The 16,972-nt window shown below is 65.7% G+C and carries 15 protein-coding genes and 1 tRNA gene; 10 read left to right on the top strand and 6 right to left on the bottom strand.

Features of this window, described 5'->3' with window-relative positions:
- Positions 1 to 313 precede the first annotated feature (313 nt).
- Both ACS7SF_RS08095 and kefC read left to right on the top strand, forming a co-directional pair.
- Positions 314 to 862 (top strand): NAD(P)H-dependent oxidoreductase, encoded by a 549-nt coding sequence (locus ACS7SF_RS08095; protein ID WP_439892447.1) that lies wholly within the window; start codon positions 314 to 316, stop codon positions 860 to 862.
- 13 nt (positions 863 to 875) lie between these two features.
- Positions 876 to 2,816 carry a glutathione-regulated potassium-efflux system protein KefC gene (kefC, locus tag ACS7SF_RS08090; RefSeq protein ID WP_439892446.1) on the top strand — a complete coding sequence of 647 codons (1,941 nt, stop codon included), beginning with the start codon at positions 876 to 878 and terminating at the stop codon, positions 2,814 to 2,816.
- A gap of 66 nt (positions 2,817 to 2,882) precedes the next feature.
- Here the strand turns inward: kefC and ACS7SF_RS08085 are convergent, their stop codons facing one another.
- Positions 2,883 to 3,677 (bottom strand): DUF1835 domain-containing protein, encoded by a 795-nt coding sequence (locus tag ACS7SF_RS08085; RefSeq protein WP_439892445.1) that lies wholly within the window; start codon positions 3,675 to 3,677, stop codon positions 2,883 to 2,885.
- Positions 3,678 to 3,862: 185 nt separating this feature from the next.
- On the opposite strand from ACS7SF_RS08085, the gene ACS7SF_RS08080 reads away from it, so the two are divergent.
- The 4 genes from ACS7SF_RS08080 to ACS7SF_RS08065 all read left to right on the top strand — a co-directional run bounded on the left by ACS7SF_RS08080 (position 3,863) and on the right by ACS7SF_RS08065 (position 9,308).
- Positions 3,863 to 5,173, top strand: coding sequence for a M20/M25/M40 family metallo-hydrolase (locus ACS7SF_RS08080; RefSeq protein ID WP_439892444.1), 1,311 nt, complete (start codon positions 3,863 to 3,865; stop codon positions 5,171 to 5,173).
- A gap of 161 nt (positions 5,174 to 5,334) precedes the next feature.
- Positions 5,335 to 6,087 (top strand): 2Fe-2S iron-sulfur cluster-binding protein, encoded by a 753-nt coding sequence (locus ACS7SF_RS08075; RefSeq protein WP_439892443.1) that lies wholly within the window; start codon positions 5,335 to 5,337, stop codon positions 6,085 to 6,087.
- Positions 6,088 to 6,096: 9 nt separating this feature from the next.
- Entirely contained in the window at positions 6,097 to 7,113 is a 1,017-nt protein-coding gene (locus ACS7SF_RS08070) for an FAD binding domain-containing protein (RefSeq protein ID WP_439892442.1), read from the top strand.
- Positions 7,110 to 9,308: a xanthine dehydrogenase family protein molybdopterin-binding subunit gene (locus tag ACS7SF_RS08065; protein ID WP_439892441.1), complete on the top strand. Its 2,199-nt coding sequence runs from the start codon at positions 7,110 to 7,112 to the stop codon at positions 9,306 to 9,308. The genes ACS7SF_RS08070 and ACS7SF_RS08065 overlap by 4 nt, the downstream gene beginning before the upstream one ends.
- A gap of 122 nt (positions 9,309 to 9,430) precedes the next feature.
- Here the strand turns inward: ACS7SF_RS08065 and ACS7SF_RS08060 are convergent, their stop codons facing one another.
- Positions 9,431 to 9,715, bottom strand: coding sequence for a hypothetical protein (locus ACS7SF_RS08060; protein WP_439892440.1), 285 nt, complete (start codon positions 9,713 to 9,715; stop codon positions 9,431 to 9,433).
- A gap of 500 nt (positions 9,716 to 10,215) precedes the next feature.
- Between ACS7SF_RS08060 and ACS7SF_RS08055 the strand changes: the two genes are divergently transcribed.
- Together ACS7SF_RS08055 and ACS7SF_RS08050 are read left to right on the top strand one after the other, a co-directional pair.
- Positions 10,216 to 11,346 carry a porin gene (locus tag ACS7SF_RS08055; RefSeq protein ID WP_439892439.1) on the top strand — a complete coding sequence of 377 codons (1,131 nt, stop codon included), beginning with the start codon at positions 10,216 to 10,218 and terminating at the stop codon, positions 11,344 to 11,346.
- Positions 11,347 to 11,467: 121 nt separating this feature from the next.
- Entirely contained in the window at positions 11,468 to 12,451 is a 984-nt protein-coding gene (locus ACS7SF_RS08050; protein ID WP_439892438.1) for a Bug family tripartite tricarboxylate transporter substrate binding protein, read from the top strand.
- Positions 12,452 to 12,468: 17 nt separating this feature from the next.
- Here the strand turns inward: ACS7SF_RS08050 and kdpE are convergent, their stop codons facing one another.
- The 4 genes from kdpE to ACS7SF_RS08030 form a co-directional block, all read right to left on the bottom strand.
- Positions 12,469 to 13,173: a two-component system response regulator KdpE gene (gene kdpE / locus ACS7SF_RS08045; protein ID WP_439892437.1), complete on the bottom strand. Its 705-nt coding sequence runs from the start codon at positions 13,171 to 13,173 to the stop codon at positions 12,469 to 12,471.
- Positions 13,174 to 13,244: 71 nt separating this feature from the next.
- Positions 13,245 to 13,556, bottom strand: a complete 312-nt coding sequence (locus ACS7SF_RS08040; RefSeq protein ID WP_147219071.1) for a high-potential iron-sulfur protein — start codon at positions 13,554 to 13,556, stop codon at positions 13,245 to 13,247.
- A gap of 269 nt (positions 13,557 to 13,825) precedes the next feature.
- Entirely contained in the window at positions 13,826 to 14,893 is a 1,068-nt protein-coding gene (gene hisC, locus ACS7SF_RS08035; RefSeq protein ID WP_439892436.1) for a histidinol-phosphate transaminase, read from the bottom strand.
- A 129-nt stretch (positions 14,894 to 15,022) separates the two neighbouring features.
- Positions 15,023 to 15,098 (bottom strand) — tRNA-Arg (locus ACS7SF_RS08030).
- Between the two features lie 379 nt (positions 15,099 to 15,477).
- On the opposite strand from ACS7SF_RS08030, the gene ACS7SF_RS08025 reads away from it, so the two are divergent.
- Together ACS7SF_RS08025 and ACS7SF_RS08020 are read left to right on the top strand one after the other, a co-directional pair.
- The gene (locus ACS7SF_RS08025; protein WP_439892435.1) at positions 15,478 to 16,365 is read left to right on the top strand and encodes a c-type cytochrome; all 888 of its coding nucleotides are present in this window, start codon (positions 15,478 to 15,480) and stop codon (positions 16,363 to 16,365) included.
- Between the two features lie 173 nt (positions 16,366 to 16,538).
- Positions 16,539 to 16,964, top strand: a complete 426-nt coding sequence (locus tag ACS7SF_RS08020; RefSeq protein WP_439892434.1) for a surface-adhesin E family protein — start codon at positions 16,539 to 16,541, stop codon at positions 16,962 to 16,964.
- The last annotated feature ends 8 nt before the right edge of the window (positions 16,965 to 16,972 follow it).

The raw sequence follows: 16,972 nt of genomic DNA, 5'->3' as shown, positions 1-16,972 counted from the left end.
CTGGGTGTTGTGCAATGCACCATGCTATTGTAGGGTAATCAGGGATTTCCCGTAAGGCTGGCGTCAGTCTCGCGCCGGAATTTCTCGTCAAATCATTGATTTACCGCAGTGGAACGCGCTCTCCAGCCTTGTGGTACATCAACAACGCGCGTTGTTGCGTTGCGCAAAAAGAGGTGTCGGCGTCGCTTGTTTTGCGCAAATGCTGCTTGCGGCCAGCAATGAACGGCGGGGCGGTTGTAACGCTGCTCCACATTAGCCGTGCGAAGATGCGCGTTCAAGGCACCCCCGCCTCCTGATTTTCCCTTTCTCGTCCATGCAGCCTTCGCGCATTCTTGTGATCTACGCGCACCCTGCGCCGCGCCGCTCGCGTGCCAACAAACCGCTGGCGCGCGCGCTGGCTAGTCTGCCGGGTGTGGCCATGCACGATCTGTACTGGCACTACCCGGATTTCGACATCGACGTGCGCCTGGAGCAGGAAGCGGTAGAGGCGGCTGAGTTGATCGTCTTCCAGTTTCCGGTGCAGTGGTACGCCACGCCGTCGCTGCTCAAGGAGTGGATCGACGTGGTGTTGGAGATGGGCTGGGCGTACGGCCCGGGCGGTACGGCGCTGCGTGGCAAGCACATGATGGTGCTGGCCACCACCGGTGGCCGCGCCCACGCCTACAGCCAGGATGGCACCCACGGCCACGCGTTCGACATGTTCCTGTTGCCGCTGCAGCAGACGGCCGCGTTGTGCGGCATGCAATGGGAGCCGCCGCATGTGCTGCACGACGCCGACGACGCCACGCCCGAGATGATCGCTGCCCATATCGACGGCGTCCGCGCCGCCCTGCAGCCGTGGCTGCCGGTTGAACCTGACTGATCCGCCTTCGTTCATGCAATCGCACGACCTGCTCGTCAATTTCGTCATCTATCTGGCAGCCGCTGTGGCGGCGGTGCCGCTGGCGCGCCGGTTGGGGCTGGGCTCGGTGCTCGGCTATCTGCTTGCCGGGGTGATCGTCGGGCCGTGGGGGCTGCGGCTCATCACCAATGTGCAGTCGATTCTGGATTTCTCGGAATTCGGCGTCGTGCTGATGATGTTCGTGATCGGGCTGGAGCTGGAGCCGGCACGGCTGTGGTCGCTGCGGCGCAGCATCTTCGGCTACGGCGGGCTGCAGCTGGTGGTGTGCGCGCTGATGGTCGGGCTGGCGGTGATGGCGGTGGGCCATCCGTGGCGCGCAGCGGTGGTGGCGGGGTTGGGGCTGGCGCTCTCCTCCACGGCGATCGCGCTGGCGACGCTCTCAGAGCGCAACCTGATGCGTACGCCGGCGGGTACGGCGAGCTTCGGCATCCTGCTCTTCCAGGACATTGCGGCCATCCCGATGATTGCGCTGCTGCCGTTGCTGGCCCCAGAGCCCAGCGATGCCGCGGCCGGCAGCCATTGGGTGGCGGCGGCCAAGGCCGTGGGTGTCGTGGCGGCGGTCATCTTTGGCGGACGCACCTTGCTGCGACCGGTGCTGCGTGCCATCGCCCGCACCAACATGCGCGAGATGTTCACCTCGTTCTCGCTGCTGCTGGTGGTGGGCATTGCGCTGCTGATGCACAGCGTGGGCTTGTCGATGGCGCTGGGCGCCTTCATTGCTGGCGTACTGCTGGCCGATTCCGAATACCGCCACGCGCTGGAAACCGACATCGAGCCGTTCAAGGGCCTGCTGCTGGGGCTCTTCTTCCTGGCCGTCGGCATGTCGATCGACTTTGGCGTGCTGATGCGCCAGCCGCTGGCGGTGATTGGCCTGGTAGCCGTGTTCCTGGCGGTGAAGATCGGCGCGCTGCGCCTGCTGGCCACGCGCTTTGGCATTGCGCGCGGACAGGCGTGGCTGTTTGCGTTCCTGCTCTCGCAGGGCGGTGAGTTTGCGTTTGTGGTGTTCGGCCCCGGCGTGGCGGGCGATGTGCTCGGCGCAGAAACGGCCGCCGCGCTGAATTTGGTGGTGGCACTGTCGATGGCTGCTACGCCCTTGCTGCTGCTCTTCCACGACAAGGTGCTCGTGCCCCGCCTGATGGACGGCAAGAAGCGCGCGCCCGATGCCATTGATCCGCAGGACAACCAAGTCATCATCGCCGGCTTTGGTCGCTTCGGGCAGATCGTCGGCCGCCTGCTCTACAGCCAGGGCTACCGCGCCACCGTGCTGGACCATGATCCGGACCAGATCGACATGCTGCGCCGCTTCGGCTTCAAGGTCTTCTACGGCGACGCTACGCGTATGGACCTGCTGGAAACCGCTGGTGCCGACAAGGCCCGCATGATGGTCGTCGCCATCGACGACATGGAGACGAGCCTGGAAGTGGTCGACCGCGTGCGCGAGCGCTTTCCGCACCTGAAGCTGTACGTACGGGCGCGCAACGTGTCGCACGTGTACCAGTTGCGCGACCGCGGCGTGGAGGTGATCGAGCGCGAGATGTTCGAGGGTTCGCTCATGATGGGCCGCCGCGTGCTGGAAGGCCTCGGCAAGGAGCCGTACGAGGCGCACCGCATCGCCCAGACGTTCCGCCGCCACACGCTCAACTCCATGGAACAGGTCTACCCCGTCTACCGCGACCAGAAGAAGCTCGTTTCGCTCGCGCAGCAAGGCCGGGATGAGTTGGCCGAGATGTTCCAGCGCGACCGCACGCAGCGCAAGCGCCTGCGTGAATCCGGTCTGCCATGGGGCGAGGGCGATGCGCACAGCGATGCCGAAAATGCGCAGCCTGATGCTGACCTCGCCAACGAAGTCGATGGAGGGGAACCCGGCACGCCTATTGACTGCCCGGCGCGCGCCGGCCTGCGCCGGGAAGGCTGATTCGGAACGGGAAAGAAAAAAGGAGCGCTTTGGCGCTCCTTTTTCGTGTTGGCATGAACAGTGGCGCTAGACCGCCACGCTCACATTCCGCCGCAGTTCGCAGGTGGCGAGCGAATCCGCCTCGCCGCGCAGCAACAGTTGGCCGTTGCCCACTAACTCGCGGCAGCGCCAGAACACGAACCAGTCGCTGGCGAGCAGGCCATCGATGGCGCCCATGATGCTGCCGACCACGTCGCGGGCGCTGGCCCAATCGGTCGGCACGTGCTCGAGAATCACCTCATCGACCGTGCCATACGACACAGGCACCAGCGTGTTGCCCTTCCACAGCCGCACGTCGGCGTTCTCGCGCACGGTCTGCTGCCATTCGTACGCCAAGCGACCGATACGCAACACCGACACCGGCGCGATGGTCGAAAACCGCCGTGCCAGCCGCGCGCCCGAATACATGCCGACGGTCGTGAGCGGGCCCTGGCCGTTGGGGGCCTCAAGTTCACGCACATCCATGCCGACTTCATTGATGCGCTGGGGCGATTGGCACAGGTAATAGGCGACCCGGCGCAGCATGAGCTGATCCGACGCGCTCTGCCCGTGCCAGATGGCCACTTCGGTCGTGGCATCTCGCAGATCGGCCAGCGAGGCCAGGCCGTTGCGCATTTCGGCGGCGAAGTCGATGTTGCTGTTCGGGGCGACACGCTGCCAGAAACCCGAGCGCGCCATCGCCACGCTGTCGACGTCAGCCAGCGGCCCGACGGCGAGATCGTCGCGCAGTACGACTACGGAATCGGGGCGGCCAGCCTGTGCGAGCGCCTGCTTGAGCGTGGCGCCGGCAACATCGCCGTTGACGACATGGATGTATTGCATGGCAGCAATTGTAGCGACAGTGTCAGCGTTGCGCTGTCGTTTTGCGCATGTCTGTCGGGATTCCTTTGCGTTGTGTCATGGCGCCCGGCGCAACGGAGAAATGGGATGCAGGCAACGCTCAGATGCCCATGCGAAAATCGCCGCTTTGCTGCAAACCATAACGAAAAACAGGTGAGGAAACAGGTATGAGAGCCCAATCGTTTGCCCGGGGAGCACGACCGGCAGTGCTGGCCGTGCTGGCCATGGTCGGCGCGCTGGCCGCGGGTCAGGCCGCCGCCGTGCCGCCCGCGGAAATCTACAAGCGCGCCCAGCAGGAAAAGCCGGCGCTGATCGACACCATGAAGACGCTGGTGTCGATTGAGTCGGGCAGCAAGGACATCGAGGGCCTGGACAAGATTGCCGGCGTGATTGCCGAGCGCCTGCGCGGCCTGGGCGGCGACGTCAAGCTGATCGACCCGAGCGACCACGCCTACCGCATGGCGGACACGCCTGAGAAGGTCGGCAAGATGGTGCTGGCGCGTTTCAAGGGCGAGGGCAAGCGCAACATCATGCTGATCGCGCACATGGATACGGTGTACCTGAAGGGCATGCTCGCGCAGCAGCCGTTCCGCATCGACGGGGACCGCGCCTACGGCCTGGGCATTGCCGATGACAAGAACGGCGTGGCGGTCATCCTGCACACGGTGTCGATCCTGCAGGCGGTCAACTTCAAGCAGTACGGCACGCTCACCGTGCTGATCAACGGCGATGAAGAGATCAGCTCGCCGGGTGCACGCGCCATGCAGGCCAAGCTGGGCGCCGAGCAGGACGCCGTGTTCTCGTGCGAAGGCACGCGTGTGACGTCGGACAAGCTGTCGCTGGCCACCAGCGGCATCGGCGCGATCCTGCTGGATGTGAAGGGCAAGGCCTCGCACGCGGGCGGCGCGCCGGAGCAGGGGCGCAACGCCCTGTATGAGCTGTCGCACCAGGTGCTGCAGATGCGGGATCTGTCCAAGCCGGAGACCGGCCTGAAGGTGAACTGGACGGTGGCGCAGGCGGGCACCAACCGCAACGTGATCCCGGCGGTGGCCAGCGCCCAGGCCGACGTGCGCCTGCTGCGCGCAGTCGATGCCGACAAGCTGGAAGAGACCGTCAACGAGCGCATCAAGAACAAGCTGATTCCGGACACGCAGGTCACGGCCAAGTTCGAGCGCCGCCGCCCGCCGCTGGAAGCCACGCCGGCTTCGCGCGCGCTGGCCGAGCATGCCCAGAAGATCTACGGCGAACTCGGCAAGACGCTGGAGATTGACGACAAGGCCGAAGGCGGTGGTACCGATGCCGCCTTTGCCGCGTCGAAGACCAAGGCGCCGGTCATTGAGCGCTTCGGCCTGGCGAGCTTTGGCGCGCACTCGAACGACGCCGAGTACGTCGACCTGAACTCCATCGTGCCGCGCCTGTATCTGCTGACGCGCATGGTGATGGACGTGTCGCGCGATCGCGTCGGCACGGCCAAGTAACCGCACTGCAACGCGGCGCGTAAGCCTTACACGCGCCGCAGCCAATCTCCTGCGCGACGCCGCTGCTCTGCGGCTTCCACCTACCCGGGTGCCGGGTATTCCGCTTGCTTTCCCCTGACGCATGTCCTCGTTGCGGCCGCGTGGCCGGTGGAGCCTGCGTGATGTCAGAAGAGCGTTCCGAACCTTTCACCGCTGCACCGGGTGGTTCCGATCATGGATCGGACGGGTCACCCGCACGACCGAGCCGGCGCGGCTTTCTGCAGAGCGCCGCGGCGGCGGCCACGGCATTGGCGCTGCCGCATGAGGCGGCCGGTGCCTCGGCTTCCGCTTACGCACCCGCGCGTCCGGCGGCATTGGCACCAGCGCGGCCGGTGTCACTCAATATCAACGGCAAGCCGTATGCGTTGTCCCTGGAGCCGCGCGTGACGCTGCTTGATGCGCTACGCGAAGTGCTCGGCCTGACCGGGACCAAGAAGGGCTGCGACCGCGGCCAATGCGGCGCGTGTACCGTGCTCGTCAACGGCCGGCGCATCAACAGTTGCCTGACCCTGGCGATCATGCACGAGGGCGACACCATTACCACTGTGGAAGGGCTGGCCCACGGGCATGACGGCGTGATCGACCGCGCTGTGCTGCACCCGATGCAGGCGGCGTTTCTTGAGCACGACGCGTTTCAGTGTGGGTATTGCACGCCGGGGCAGATCTGCTCGGCGGTGGCGGTGCTCGACGAAGCTCGGCGGGGCATGCCGAGCACGGTGACCCCGCCTGCAGCGCTGGGCAACGACGGCCCGGTCGGCCTGACCGAAGATGAGATCCGCGAACGCATGAGCGGCAACCTCTGCCGCTGCGGTGCGTACCCCAACATCGTGGCGGCGATTCGTGTGGTGGCTGCCAAGTCCGGCAACACCGTCTGAGGAGCCGCCATGCAATCGATTGCCTATGACCGCGCCTCCTCTGTCGAGGCTGCCGTGCGCCTGGGCCGCGAGCCAGGCGCGCGCTATATCGGTGGCGGAACGAATCTGCTGGACCTGATGAAGGGCGGCGTCGAGCAGCCGCTGCGGCTGGTGGATGTGAGCCGGCTGCCCTTGGCAGAGATCCGGGCGTTGCCCGATGGCAGCCTGCGCCTGGGTGCGATGGCGCGCAATGCCGATACGGCGGCGCATCCGCTGGTGCGCACGCGCTATCCGTTGCTGACGGAGGCGATTGTCTCGGGCGCCTCGGGCCAGTTGCGCAACATGGCCACCAACGGCGGCAACCTGATGCAGCGCACGCGCTGCCACTACTTCTACGACACGGCATACCTCGCCTGCAACAAGCGGCAGCCCGGTTCTGGCTGCGCCGCGCGCGAGGGGTTCAACCGCATGCACGCCATCCTTGGCGCCAGTGAGGCTTGCGTGGCGACGCATCCGTCTGACATGGCCGTCGCACTGGCTGCGCTGGATGCCACCGTGGTGGTCCACAGCGCGCACGGCGAGCGGCGCATTCCCATCGAGGCGTTTCATCGGCTGCCGGAAGCGCATCCTGATGTCGATACGACGCTGGAACCCGGCGAGTTGATCGTCGCGATTGATCTGCCACCGCCCGCATTCGGCATGCACGTGCACTACCTGAAGGTGCGTGACCGCGCGAGCTATGCGTTTGCGTTGGTATCGGTGGCGGCGGCGCTGGCGTTGCAGGCGGACGGCCGGACCATCCGTGAGGCGCGCATCGCGCTGGGCGGCGTGGCGCACAAGCCGTGGCGCGCGCATGCGGCGGAGCAGATGTTGGCGGGCCAGGCGGTGGATACACAGTTGTTTGCCCAGGCCGGTGCACTCGCCGTGCAAGGCGCGCAACCGCTGCGCGATAACGGCTTCAAGGTGCCGCTGGCCCAGCGGGCGGTCGCGCGGGCGCTGACGGTGGCGGCCAGACTGGCACAGGACGCGACAGGAGGTGTGGCATGAGCAATGTCGGTCAAGCGCTGGACCGCACCGATGGGCTGCTGAAGGTCACGGGGCAGGCGCGCTATGCGGCGGAGTTTCAGGTGCCGCATCTGGCGCATGCCGTGCTGGTGCAAAGCGCCGTGCCCGCTGGACGGATCACGCGCGTCGACACGCATGTCGCGCAGGCCATGCCCGGCGTGCTGCTGGTGATGACCCACGAGAACGCCCCGCGCCTGCCCAATGGCGGCAAGCCCGCGCTGGAGCCACCGGCCGGCCGCATGCTGTCGTTGCTGCAGGACGACCAGGTGCACTACAACGGGCAGCCGGTTGCGCTGGTGGTGGGCGACACGCTGGAGCACGCGCAGGCCGCCGCGCGCATGGTGCGATTGGAGGTCACGCAGCAGCCGGCGCGGCTCGACTTTGAGAGCGCCCGGGCGGATGCGCATTCGCCCGGCAAGGTGCAGACGCAATCGGCCGACACCACGCGCGGCGACGTGGCCGCCGGCATGGCGCAGGCCGCGCAGCGCATCGAAGCCGTGTACGGCACGCCCATGGAAACGCACAACCCCATGGAGCCGCACGCCACCATCGCCGTGTGGGATGGCGATGCGCTCACGCTGTACGACAGCACGCAGTACGTCTCCGGCGTGCGGCGCACCGTCGCCAAGACGCTGGGCCTGTCGCCCGATAAGCTGCGCGTGGTGTGCCCGTTTGTGGGCGGCGGGTTTGGCTGCAAGGGCTCGGTGTGGTCGCACGTGGTGCTGGCAGCGATGGCGGCGCGGCAGGTAGGGCGGCCCGTCAAGATCGTGCTGGAGCGCCCGCAGATGTTCGGCCCCGTCGGTGGCCGCCCGCGTACCGAACAGCGCATCGCCTTGGGTGCCACCCGCGACGGCCGCTTCACCGCCATCTCGCACGACTCGTTGACCACCACGTCGATGATCGAAGACTGGACCGAGCCCTGCGCGATCGTCACGCGCATGCTGTACGAGACGCCCAACCAGCGGACCACGCACCGGCTGGCGCGGCTCAATGTCGGCACGCCAACGTTCCAGCGCGCACCGGGCGAGGCCACCGGCACCTTCGCGCTGGAAGTTGCACTGGATGAGATGGCCTACGCGCTGGGCATCGACCCCGTGGAGCTGCGCCTGCGCAACGACGCCGCACAAGACCCCGAAAAGCACATCCCGTGGTCGAGCAAATCGCTGGCGGCATGCTATCGCACCGGGGCTGAGCGCTTTGGCTGGGCGCGCCGCAATCCGCAGCCGGGCAGCATGCGCGAGGGCAACACGCGCATCGGCTGGGGCATGGCGACGGCCACGTACCCGGCCAACCGCAGCCCGGCCGGCGCCACGGCGCGCTACCTGCCGGACGGCACGGCCCAGGTCGAATCCGGCTCGCAAGACCTGGGCACCGGCACCTACACGGTGATGACGCAGGTGGCGGCCGATGCCATGGGCATGCCCGTCGAGCGCGTGCACTTCAGCCTGGGTGACACGCGCATGCCCGAGGCGCCGGTCTCGGGCGGCTCGCAGAGCGCCGCCAGTGTGTCGCCCGCCGTGCAGGCCGCTGGCGCCCAGGCGCGTGATGCGTTGATTGCCGCGGCCATTGCCGATGCAAGTTCGCCGCTGCATGGGCTGGCTGCTCGCGACATCACCGTGGCCGATGGCGTGCTGAGCGCCCGCAGCGGTGCGCGCGAGCCGGTGGCGGCGGTCGTTGCGCGCCACGGCAGGCCAATCGAGGCGACCGCCAAGGTGCAGCCCGGCGAAGAGAAGCAGAAGTTCTCGATGCACTCGTTTGGCGCGGTGTTTGCCGAAGTGCATGTCGATGCGGACCTGGGCGTGATCCGCGTTTCGCGCATCGTGGGGAGCTATGGGGTGGGGCGGTTGCTCAATGCCAAGACGGGCCGTAGCCAGCTCATGGGCGGCATCGTCTGGGGCATGGGCATGGCGTTATTCGAAGAGAGCCTGCTCGACCCGCGCTACGGCCGCATCGTCAACAACAACCTGGCGGAGTACCACGTGCCCGTCAACGCCGATGTGCCCGACATCGACATCCTCGTGCTCGACGAGGTGGACCCGTACATCAACCCGCTGGGCGCGAAGGGCATTGGCGAGATCGGCATCACCGGCGTGCCGGCGGCCATCGCCAACGCGGTCTATCACGCCACCGGCCGGCGCGTGCGCGAGCTGCCGATCACGCTCGACAAGCTCATTTGACCGTAAAGCCGATCGCATGAAAAAGCCCCGCTGGCGCAATGCCAGCGGAGCCTGAGTGGGCCAAAGGCGGGAACGGAGGATGCCTGGAGACCGGCCCGTAAGCGCTTGCCCCGGTCAGGGCATCAATTCGGTACGGGAGTCCCGTAGACCGTGCCGCCGCCTTCACGCGCGCGGCCCGCCGGGTCAATGCGCATGCCTTCCGCGTACGGATCAAACCGCCCGCTGCGTGCGCCTTCTGTATACGTATCGAAACGTCCGGTGCGGGCACCGTCGCTATACACGTCAAAACGCTCGGCCCGTGCGGCCTGGCCGAACACTTCCACGCGGCTGGCCTGCGCCCAAGCGCCGCCCGCCGCCAGGGCGCCAGCCGCCAACAGCGCGGCCATTCCAATCTGCTTGAGTCGCATGGCGAACTCCTTCTTCAACTGATTTTCGGTGCTGTTTTTTTAAGCGTGGTCTTGTGATGTCCTGCCACGGTCTACAGCCTAGGTCAGGGGGCATGGCGTATCCACGGTGGTGCGACGAACGGTTTGTTGTCGGCGCCGAAATGATGCGAGCCAGCGTGAATCGCGCCAGAAAACGCTTCGCTGGCGTAATGGCGCGGCCAGCCGTTCCACCTTTTTGCTTAATCAGCAGGATGCTTGGGACACTAACCCCAGCATTGATGCACCACAGCAGGGCGCAACGAGCCGGCAAGCCTTGCCGGAGGCCACTTTGGTGCGGTGCACGAAAAGCGATGCGCGCTTACCACACTTCGCAGAATGATTCTGTGAATTGCTTTGCCCGCCATAAGGGCTTTTGTTAAATTTGCGCGGCACTTCCGACACGGAAGTAAAGGAACGGAGGAGCCCAACCTCATGCACACGGGGGCGGGCGGTTTGAGACAACTTTTTATTTACGAGCCCACATGAAAAAGTCTGCCATTCTGGTTGCAGTCGGCGCCCTGTTCGCAGGTTCGGCCTATGCCCAATCGAGCGTGACGCTGTACGGTATTGTCGATACCAGCATTCACTACATCAACAACGCGAACCAAGCTGGCAACAGCGTGACCCAGATGGAAAGCGGTGCTGTGTCGAACAGCCGCTGGGGCCTGAAGGGCTCGGAAGACCTGGGCGGTGGTAACAAGGCGCTGTTCGTGCTGGAAAGCGGCTTTAACTCGGACTCCGGCCGTCAAAGCAGCGCAGGCGTGCTGTTCAATCGTCAGTCGTTCGTGGGCCTGTCCAACAAGGACCTGGGCACCATCACGCTGGGCCGTCAATACAACTTCGGCTTCACGACCGGTGGCAACTTCGACCCGCTGGGCGTGGGTAACTACGACGGCAACTCGTGGATGTACTACGGCCTGACCGGCCTGCGCGAATCCAACATGCTGAAGTACGAAGGCAAGTGGGCCGGTCTGTCGGTCGGCCTGGCCTACGGCTTCGGCGAAGTGGCAGGCAGCACGAGCCAAAACTCGTACGTTGGCGGCACGGTGGCCTATGAATTCGGCCCGGCCTACATCGGCGCCTTCGCACAACAGCACAAGGACGTTGCTGGCAACAAGCAAACCGTGTGGGGTATCGGCGGTAACTACACCATCGCCGCAGCCAAGCTGTTCGCAGGCTACATCGACAGCAGCGACGCCACGGGTTGCGTGAACAGCTCGTCGAACTGCGTTGGCGGCAGCGCCTTCGGCCTGAACATCTACGGCAACGCCACCACGGGTGCTGGCCTGACCCCGGGCGCCACGAAGCGTCGTGACCACGTCGGCATCCTGGGTGTGACGTACAACGTTACGCCGGCACTGGCTCTGACGGGCGCGTTCTACTACGACAGCATCAGCAACGCTGCACTGACCGCCGGCAACGACGGCAAGCGCTACACCGGCGTTCTGCTGGCCGAGTACGCCCTGTCCAAGCGCACGCAAGTGTATGGCACGGTCGACTACAACAAGGTCAAGGACGCAGCTCTGCCGGAACTGTCGGGCGGCGGCAACACGACCGGCACTGGCAAGTCGAACCAGACCAGCGTTGGCGTGGGTATCCGCCACATCTTCTAATCGACGCAGTCACTCGATTGGGAACGGAAAGGCGCCTTCGGGCGCCTTTTCTTTTGCCTGCGAGCTTGCCTTGGCATCCGCCTACAATGTCAGCATTTGTGTCTTCTCTGACTGCTGAGCCATGCGTCTTGCCTGTACTTCCCGTCGCGCGCTGATTGCCGTTGCCGCATTACTGTGCGCGGGTGTCCTACCCGCCCAGGCCCAGGACTATCCTGCCAAGCCGATCCACATCATCGTCGCGTACCCGACCGGTGGTATTTCCGACAACGTGGCGCGTGCGCTGGGCGAGAAGCTTTCTGCCCAACTCGGCCAGCCGGTGGTGGTGGAAAACCGCGCCGGTGCGGGTGGCAGCATCGGCATGGATGCGGTGGCCAAGGCGGCGCCCGATGGCTACACGCTGGGCTTTTCTTCCGTCAGCCCGCTGACCCTCAATCCGTATTTCGGCAAGCTGCCGTACGACCCGCTCAAGGACATCGCGCCCGTGGCCAACGTCATGTACGCGCCGATGATCCTGTTGGGTACACCGTCATTCACGGGGAAGAGCTTTGCCGACATGCTGAGCCAGTCGCGCACCAAGCCGGGCTCGATCCGCTGGTCGACGTCGGGCGTTGGCACGGTGGGGCACTTGGCGCTGGAGCAGGTCAAGGCGCAGGCGCGTGTGGACATCACGCTGATTCCATACAAGGGCGGTGGCCAGCAACTGACCGATGCCCTGGGCGGCCAGGTGGAGGTGATGTCGACCAACGTCGGCCCCACGCTCATGCAGCACATCACCAGTGGCAAGCTGCGCCCGCTGGCGGTGGGTGCGCCGCACCGGCTGGATGCACTGCCCAACGTGCCCACCTTCACCGAGCTGGGTTACGCCAAGGCCAACATGGCGTCGACGTTCGGTGTATTCGCGCCGGCCAAGACGCCTGCGCCGGTCATCACACGGCTGAACGCGGAGATCAACAAAGCGCTGTCCGCGCCTGACCTGCGCGATCGGCTCACGCAGGCTGCCGTGGTGCCGGTGGGCGGCACACCGCAGCAGTTCGCCGCCGCCATCCGCGCGGAATACGACAGCAACGGCCGCATCGTGCGCGCCGCCGGTATCAAGGAGCAGTGAACCGCGCTTGCGTTGGCTTAAGCAGTGAAGCGGTAGCCGACGCCGACTTCGGTCAGCAGATGCTCCGGCCGCGCCGGATCGCGCTCAAGCTTGTGGCGTAGGTGGCCCATGTAGATGCGCAGATAGTGGCTGCTGTCGGAGTGCGCGGGGCCCCAGACTTCGCGCAGCAGCTCGCGGTGCGTCATCACCGTGCCGCGTCGGCCGAGCAGCACGGCCAGCAGCCGATACTCGATGGGCGTGAGGTGTATCGCCTCGCCGTTGCGCGTGACCAGACGGCGCGCCAGGTTGACCTGCACCTCGCCGAAGCGGATGATGCTGCCGCCGTCTTCGCCGCGTTTGGCGTGTCGCCGTAGCAGGACGCGCAGGCGCGCAATCAGCTCGCCCACGCCGAAGGGCTTGGTGAGGTAGTCGTCGGCGCCGGCATCGAGGGCGGCGATCTTGTCGCGCTCGTCCACGCGCGCGGAGAGCACCAACACCGGCACCTCCGTCCACGTGCGCAACTCGCGGATCAGCTGCATGCCGTCGCCATCGGGCAGGCCGAGATCGAGGATGACCGCATCGGGCTGGCGCGTGCCGGCTTCGATCAGTCCGCGCTCGACGCGGTCGGCTTCATGGACTTCGCAGCCTTCTGCCTCCAGCGCAGCGCGGACGAAGCGGCGGATGTGCGGCTCGTCGTCGATGACAAGGACGGTGGGCGTGAATGTGAACGGCATGGCACGCATTGTAGAGCGAGCGCCCATGAGAAAACGGACCCCGTGGGGTCCGTTCTGCTTGGTGCGAAAGCAAGTATCGCTTAGGCCTTCTTCGCCCAGGCGCTGCACCAGCCCTTGTTGGCGACATCCTTGCCGGCGAACAGCGGGCAGCCACCCTGCGCTGCCGTGCCACCCTGGTACAGGGCGCAGTTGCCGCAGTGCTGATCCGGCGTGTGCTTGGGGAACTTGGCCTTGTCGGCCTTGGTGGTGTCGGCCACGTAGCCCAGGGCTTTGGCTTGCGGGTCGCTTTCAGCAACCATCGGAGCTGCCAGTGCCAGATCCGACATCGACATGACGGCGCCTGCGGCGGCCACGATGGGGATGCTCTTCAGGAATTGACGACGATTGGACATGCTGATTCCTTTTGTGGGAGTGTGTTGTGTGGCGTCCCGTGCCGCGCCCGTGCCAGACACCGGCGCGCCCTGGGGGACTGCGGACGGCGTCGGCGCGCCGCTTTCCGCTCGTGCATTCTGGCACAGCCATCGCCGGGCAGCATCTGCGCGTGGTCAATGTTCCCCATACCTGGATGCAGCAATCACTCACTTTCGGTGGAGGCAAGCCGCGTGCGGTCGCGTTGGCCACTCCCCATCCCGCTAGCAGCCGATGACAATTTGCCGCAGGGTCAGGCCAGCAGCGTGCGCAGTGCCCCAATCAGTGCGTCGCATTCGTCATCGGTCCCGACGGTGATGCGCAAATGCTGGTCGATGCGCGGCAGCTTGAAGTGGCGCACGAAGATCTCCTGCGCTTTGAGATGCGCCGCGAGCGTGGCCGCGTCGTGCGCCGGATGCCGCGCGAAGATGAAGTTGGCCGCCGATGGCACGACGTCGAAACCCAGCGTCTGCAGGCTCTGCGTCAGCCGCTCGCGGGTCGCACCGACACGTTGGCACGTGGCACGGAAGTACGCGTCGTCTTCGTAAGCGGCCTGGGCGGCAGCCTGAGCGAGGCGATCCAGCGGATACGAGTTGAAGCTGTCCTTCACCCGGTTGAGCGCCTCGATGAGCGCCACGTGCCCAAACGCAAAGCCCACGCGCATCCCTGCAAGCGAGCGCGACTTGGACGTCGTGTGCACGACGAGCAGGTTCGGATAGCGGTCAATCAGCGCGATGGCCGACTGCGCGCCGAAATCGACATACGCCTCGTCGATCACGACCACCGACGACGGATTGGCTGCGACGATGCGCTCGATGTCCGCCAGGGGCAGGGCGCGCCCGGTGGGGGCATTCGGGTTGGGAAACAGGACGCCGCCCGCATCGCCGAGGTAATCGTCGGCATTGATGGAGAAGTCGTCTGCCAGCGGCACCACGTCATACTGCACGCCGTACAGGCGCGCGTAGGTCGGATAGAAGCTGTACGAGATGTCGGGAAAGCGCAGCGGCTTGTCGTGCTTGAGCAGCGCCTGGAACACGTGTGCCAGCACTTCGTCCGAGCCATTGCCGGCAAAGACCTGCTCGGGTTGCAAACCATGATGGGCGGCCACCGTTTCGCGCAACCGGCGCGACAGCGGGTCGGGATAGCGACGCAGGCTGTCGCCGGCGGTGCCCAATTCATGAGCAATCGCCTCGGCCACGCGCGGCGACGGGGGATACGGGTTCTCGTTGGTGTTCAGCTTGATGGGGTGTGCGAGCGCCGGCTGTTCGCCGGGCACATACGGCACAAGTTGCTGAACCACATCGCTCCAGTAACGGCTCACTGCTTGACTCCTGATCGGGCAAGGGGCGCGTGACTGCGCGAGGCCGTATTGGGCAGGGGAGCAGCATGTTGCAGCACCCTGCAGTTCGGGCGCAGGAGCGTCCCTAAAACGCCTCAAAACGTGGATTCTTGGCGCGCCCGGCTGGGATCGAACCAGCAACCCCTGCCTTCGGAGGGCAGTACTCTATCCATTGAGCTACGGGCGCACGTCGGCACAGAACATGCCGAAAGGAAGCCACGCAGAATAGCGTATTTGTTGCCGGGCGTCCATCGCGCCCAGGTGAAGGCGCGCGGCGCAACGCCGTTTTCAGGGGTTTTTGACCCAGGTCGAAAAGCGCTGCCTAGGGCTCTCCCGCGTGTCAATGGCCTGGGCAATACGGCTATAATCGCCCGACATTTGCCAAGAAATAATGCGGGGACAGGTCTGTTTGGGCCAATCGGCAATCAGCGAAGCGGCGATTGCCAGGGTCTTCCTGCCCTCATCGTGACCCAACGCGGCCCCACGCACTGTCGGCAGAGCTCGTGACTCATGCCGGTGGCGCTCGGAGGCCTCCGAGAGCGGTTCCACCATCCTGAGAGTTGAGCATGAGCGACGCGCAACACGACGAACACGAGCCCCTGATCAAGACCCCGAAGCAGTTGATCATCGCGGTGGTTGCCGCGTTTGCCGTTCCGATTCTCGTCATCATTTTGCTGGCCAATTATGTTGGCCTGGGCGCCAAGGAAGGCGCCGGCAGTTCCAGCACATCGGAAGAGGCCGCCAACGACCGCATCAAGCCGGTTGCGCACCTCGAGCTGAAAGACCCGAATGCGCCGCGCGTCTTCAAGACGGGCGAGCAACTCTATAAGGAAGTCTGCGCAACTTGCCACGCGGCCGGTGTGGCCGGCGCGCCCAAGTTTGGCGATGCGGCAAGCTGGGGCCCGCGTCTGTCACAAGGTCTGGACGGCATGACCAAGGTGGCGCTGGCCGGCAAGGGTGGCATGCCCGCGCGTGGCGGCACGTCGCCGGATGACGTGAGCGACTACGAAATCCAACGTGCCATCGTCTACATGGCGAACTCTGGCGGCGGCAAGTTCCAGGAGCCGGCTGCCCCGGCGGCTGGTGCGGCGGCTCCCGCGGCTGCATCGGCATCGGAGGCCGCTGCGCCTGCTGCCGCGCCGGCCGCTGCTCCGGCGCCGGCTGCTGCCGCACCAGCAGCGCCTGCCGCGGCTGCAGCTCCGCAGGCGTCGACGGGCGATGTTGGCAAGAAGGTCTACGACTCGACCTGCCAGATGTGTCATGCCGCTGGCGTGGCTGGCGCCCCCAAGTTTGGCGACAAAGCCGCCTGGGCACCGCGCATTGCCGAAGGCAAAGCCAAGATGTATGACATCGCATTGCACGGCAAGGGCGCGATGCCGCCCAAGGGCACGTACGCCGGCTCGGACGATGATGTCAAAGCGGCCGTCGACTACATGGCCGCTGCCGCCAAGTAAGTCGTCACGCCCCGCCTGAAGAAGCCCGCCCCGTGCGGGCTTTTTGCTGCCTGCCCACGCAACGTTGCAAGCGCGGCATACCGATTGCTACTCCGTTTTTTGATGTGCGGAACGCGATGCAGCCGCGCTGCGATCGCCCGTACATGCCCAGGATGATGCGAACGGAGGTAGCCATGCGAAGGAATCGAACAACAGTGGCCAATTGGGCAGCAAGCGGGGCGATATGCGCCCTGATGACTTGCAGTGCAGCCGCCCTGGCCGCCGACAACTGGGTGAAGCTGACCCCCTTGGCCGACAACGCCGGCACGCTCTACCTGGACAAGGATTCCATCGAGCGCAACAACGACGGCACGGTACGCGCCACCTCGCGTGATGCCTATGACGCGCCGCGCAAACTCGCCGATGGCAAGGCGTATCAATACGATTCACGCACGTCGGTTTACGACTGCAAGAACGATCGCATCCTGCCGGTCAGCGCGCTGATCCAGGACAGCCAGCACGCCACGCTGCTGGCTCGCACCATCGACGGCCCGCGCTGGGAAGGTGTGGTGCCGAACTCCGAGGGCGAAGCCGTACTGCGTGCCGTCTGCCAGAAGTAGGGTTGGAG

Origin of the sequence: Ralstonia sp. 25C, assembly GCF_051904805.1 — a bacterium.
In the GTDB taxonomy this organism is placed as follows: domain Bacteria; phylum Pseudomonadota; class Gammaproteobacteria; order Burkholderiales; family Burkholderiaceae; genus Ralstonia.
Note: the sequence above shows the minus strand (reverse complement) of the source record. Positions and strands in the feature narration are given on the sequence as shown.

Bases quoted from the DNA above. Each gene is read 5' to 3' on its own strand.
- ACS7SF_RS08095 (WP_439892447.1), top strand. From the start codon at position 314: ATGCAGCCTTCGCGCATTCTTGTGATCTACGCGCACCCTGCGCCGCGC.
- kefC (WP_439892446.1), top strand. From the start codon at position 876: ATGCAATCGCACGACCTGCTCGTCAATTTCGTCATCTATCTGGCAGCC.
- ACS7SF_RS08085 (WP_439892445.1), bottom strand. From the start codon at position 3,677: ATGCAATACATCCATGTCGTCAACGGCGATGTTGCCGGCGCCACGCTC.
- ACS7SF_RS08080 (WP_439892444.1), top strand. From the start codon at position 3,863: ATGAGAGCCCAATCGTTTGCCCGGGGAGCACGACCGGCAGTGCTGGCC.
- ACS7SF_RS08075 (WP_439892443.1), top strand. From the start codon at position 5,335: ATGTCAGAAGAGCGTTCCGAACCTTTCACCGCTGCACCGGGTGGTTCC.
- ACS7SF_RS08070 (WP_439892442.1), top strand. From the start codon at position 6,097: ATGCAATCGATTGCCTATGACCGCGCCTCCTCTGTCGAGGCTGCCGTG.
- ACS7SF_RS08065 (WP_439892441.1), top strand. From the start codon at position 7,110: ATGAGCAATGTCGGTCAAGCGCTGGACCGCACCGATGGGCTGCTGAAG.
- ACS7SF_RS08060 (WP_439892440.1), bottom strand. From the start codon at position 9,715: ATGCGACTCAAGCAGATTGGAATGGCCGCGCTGTTGGCGGCTGGCGCC.
- ACS7SF_RS08055 (WP_439892439.1), top strand. From the start codon at position 10,216: ATGAAAAAGTCTGCCATTCTGGTTGCAGTCGGCGCCCTGTTCGCAGGT.
- ACS7SF_RS08050 (WP_439892438.1), top strand. From the start codon at position 11,468: ATGCGTCTTGCCTGTACTTCCCGTCGCGCGCTGATTGCCGTTGCCGCA.
- kdpE (WP_439892437.1), bottom strand. From the start codon at position 13,173: ATGCGTGCCATGCCGTTCACATTCACGCCCACCGTCCTTGTCATCGAC.
- ACS7SF_RS08040 (WP_147219071.1), bottom strand. From the start codon at position 13,556: ATGTCCAATCGTCGTCAATTCCTGAAGAGCATCCCCATCGTGGCCGCC.
- ACS7SF_RS08025 (WP_439892435.1), top strand. From the start codon at position 15,478: ATGAGCGACGCGCAACACGACGAACACGAGCCCCTGATCAAGACCCCG.
- ACS7SF_RS08020 (WP_439892434.1), top strand. From the start codon at position 16,539: ATGCGAAGGAATCGAACAACAGTGGCCAATTGGGCAGCAAGCGGGGCG.